Consider the following 2,871-nt stretch of genomic DNA (forward strand, 5'->3'; position numbering starts at 1 on the left):
TAGAACGGGCAGCTTCGGGTGTCTTTCAGCTGGCTTTAATTGTAATTCCGCTGATGGTCGTTATTCAAATAATGAAAGACCTGAAATGGTTGGATTACTTTTCTAGAATGATCGCGCCATTTACTAGATTGCTTGGAATGAAACCCAATGCTTCAATGACGCTTGTCGCCGGGTTGACTATAGGTCTTGCTTATGGCGCCGGTGTGATGATTCAAGCTGCCAAAGAGGATGGAGTCAGTAAGAAGGATATGACTCTTGCTTTTATCTTTTTGGTGTCTTGCCATGCGGTTGTCGAAGATACTTTAATTTTTATTCCTCTTGGAATACCTGTGCTGCCATTATTTCTAATTCGAGCTAGTGTGGCCATCATACTCACCATGATAATCGGCTTCATTTGGAATCGAAACATCAATGAAAAGAGGAAGGAACCCGCATATGAACCATAAGATGACAACCCTGCTATTCGATTTTGATGGAACATTAGTTGATACGAATGAGTTAATCCTTTCTTCATTTACACAAACACTCGATTTTTTCTTTCCAGGTGTCTATCAACGCGAAGAAATCATCACATTTAACGGGCCTCCTTTATATGAGACCTTTTCTAAAATTGATCCAGAACATGCTGACGAAATGATCAGCCATTATCGTGCCCATAATTGGGAAAATCACGACCTGCTCGTGAAGGAGTTCCCGGGTGTATACGAGACGATTAAAACCTTGAGTGAGTCCGGTTATAAACTTGCCATTGTGACGACGAAGAAAAGAGATATTGTGGAAAAGGGACTTGCACTGACTAAACTGGACCAATTCTTCGATGTCGTCGTTACTCTTGACGATGTTGAAAAGGCGAAACCAGATCCAGAACCTGTATACACTGCATTGAAGCTTTTGGGCTCAACACCAGAAGAAGCGATTATGGTGGGGGATAACTATCATGATATTCTGTCTGGCCAACGAGCAGAAACAAAAACAGCAGGTGTTGCGTGGAGTGCAAAGGGCGCTGACTATCTCAACCAATTCAACCCGGATTATATGCTAGAAACGGTAGCAGACTTATTCTCCATTTTAGAGGATAACTGTCTATGAGACGAACCGAAAGATATCCAGTAGAAGGTGCGAATTCATTACAACAAGTGTATAAAACCGTCCCTTTCGTAAAAGTCGCGAAAAATTTTATCGTGATTCAGCTGGCACGCTACACCCCGTTTCTAGGGATGAAAAACTGGCTGTATCGAACCTTCCTGAGGATGAAGGTTGGCGAGCAGACGTCCTTTGCTCTGATGGTCATGCTGGATGTCATGTTTCCAGAAAAAATTTCGGTTGGACGAAATACGATCATTGGATACAATACAACCATCTTGGCACATGAATATTTAATAAAGGAATATCGCTTGGGAGAAGTTATTATTGGCGACGAAGTATTAATAGGTGCCAATACGACAATTCTACCGGGTGTTACCATAGGCAGCGGTGCCATCGTCTCTGCAGGAACTCTTGTACATAAAGATGTTTCAGCGGGATCCTTCGTTGGCGGGAACCCAATGCAGGTTATTTATACAAAGGAAGAAATGACTACGCGGAATTCGGATCTAATCACATGAGTTACTGACTGTCGAGAACCCTTGACAGTCTTTTTGTTTCTTCGAGTAAGAAGCCCGCTCACCTAGAAGAAGGATTTTGCACAGAAAAGCACTTTAAATGCACACCTTTTGGCTGGTTTTGCACAGTATAGCGTTCGAATTGCACACAAAATTGGCCGTTTTGCACAGAAATCCCATAAATCTGCACACATCAGATATTTGAACTGTATAAACCACCCCAGCAGAGAAGTTGCAAAGGCTTGTTTGGCTTAAATATTACTAATGTCCTTTAATGAGCTATATTTTCAATAACCCCGTTCAATCCGAAACGGTATCCACTCAACTCGAAATGGGTTTCCGCACAGAAAAGTACTTCAAGCGCACATAAATTGGCCCATCCCGCACATATTTCCCACAAATCTGCACACATCAGGTAATTGAACTGAAACTCAGCAGCGCAAGCAAAAGGGCGATTTGTCTAACGTAAAAGGCCTGCTCTTTCTTGATAGCAGGCCTTTTCTTTATGTATGGTAGATTCCTTTTAATTGCTCTGTTAACAGACTCATCATCTCATTTAATGAAAAATCTGGCTGGTTGGAAGCTGACTCAAATAAATTCCTTAGTCCCTCAAAAAACTTATCTTGAACGTCCTTATCCATCATTTACTGACTCCTTCGCTGGAAAATAAACAACAGCTTATATTTACCCCGATATAAGCGGATATTAAACCTATCTGAGAGCATTTTTTTTGAAAATAATTCCTCTCAATTCCTTGACGGAAGTATGAACGGGGAGTAGACTGATAGTAACTTCACTTTGGTAACATATTAGCGAACTAAAGCGTTTTGTTTATTACGCATAGAATTGGGTTAATGATTAAAGTAAGTGAACCCTAGATAGAAGAGTAGATTTAGTAAAGGGTGTGTATTTGTGAGTAAATTATTTATGTTTGAAAAACCTCTTGGTATGCGAGATACGCTTCCGCGGCTCTATGAAACGAAAGCGGCTGCCAGAGACAAGATAAGTACAGAAATAAAAAAGTGGGGTTATCAATTTATTGAAACACCTGCATTAGAATATTATGAAACGGTCGGAGAGGCTTCGGCTATTCTTGATCAACAGCTATTTAAACTCCTTGATCAACAGGGACATACACTTGTATTGCGACCAGATATGACGGCACCAATTGCTCGTGCTGCGGCATCAAAAATGTTAAAGGAACAGGTACCGCTTAGACTGGCTTATTCTGCTAACGTTTATCGTGCTCAGCAGAGAGAAGGTGGACGCC

General features: G+C 41.3%; 6 protein-coding genes. 4 read left to right on the plus strand and 2 right to left on the minus strand.

Features of this window, described 5'->3' with window-relative positions; all coding sequences use genetic code 11:
• The 3 genes from AC52RT_RS14600 to AC52RT_RS14610 all read left to right on the plus strand — a co-directional run.
• Positions 1 to 446 (plus strand): nucleoside recognition domain-containing protein (locus AC52RT_RS14600; protein WP_495541418.1); only part of this gene is annotated, 446 nt, incomplete at its 5' end.
• Complete coding sequence (ppaX, locus tag AC52RT_RS14605) at positions 436 to 1,089, plus strand: pyrophosphatase PpaX (protein WP_495541419.1); 654 nt, start codon at positions 436 to 438, stop codon at positions 1,087 to 1,089. The genes AC52RT_RS14600 and ppaX, both read left to right, overlap by 11 nt.
• On the plus strand, positions 1,086 to 1,604 hold the full coding sequence (locus AC52RT_RS14610) for an acyltransferase (RefSeq protein WP_495541420.1): 519 nt from the start codon (positions 1,086 to 1,088) through the stop codon (positions 1,602 to 1,604). Before ppaX ends, AC52RT_RS14610 begins: the two co-directional genes overlap by 4 nt.
• Before the next feature lie 268 nt (positions 1,605 to 1,872).
• Here AC52RT_RS14610 and AC52RT_RS14615 read toward each other — a convergent pair whose 3' ends face one another.
• Positions 1,873 to 2,013: a hypothetical protein gene (locus AC52RT_RS14615; protein ID WP_495541421.1), complete on the minus strand. Its 141-nt coding sequence runs from the start codon at positions 2,011 to 2,013 to the stop codon at positions 1,873 to 1,875.
• Between the two features lie 91 nt (positions 2,014 to 2,104).
• Positions 2,105 to 2,242, minus strand: coding sequence for a hypothetical protein (locus AC52RT_RS14620; RefSeq protein WP_495541422.1), 138 nt, complete (start codon positions 2,240 to 2,242; stop codon positions 2,105 to 2,107).
• 271 nt (positions 2,243 to 2,513) lie between these two features.
• On the opposite strand from AC52RT_RS14620, the gene AC52RT_RS14625 reads away from it, so the two are divergent.
• A partial coding sequence (locus tag AC52RT_RS14625) for an ATP phosphoribosyltransferase regulatory subunit (RefSeq protein ID WP_495541423.1) occupies positions 2,514 to 2,871 on the plus strand: 358 nt, incomplete at its 3' end.

Source organism: Peribacillus sp. (genome assembly GCF_059453735.1).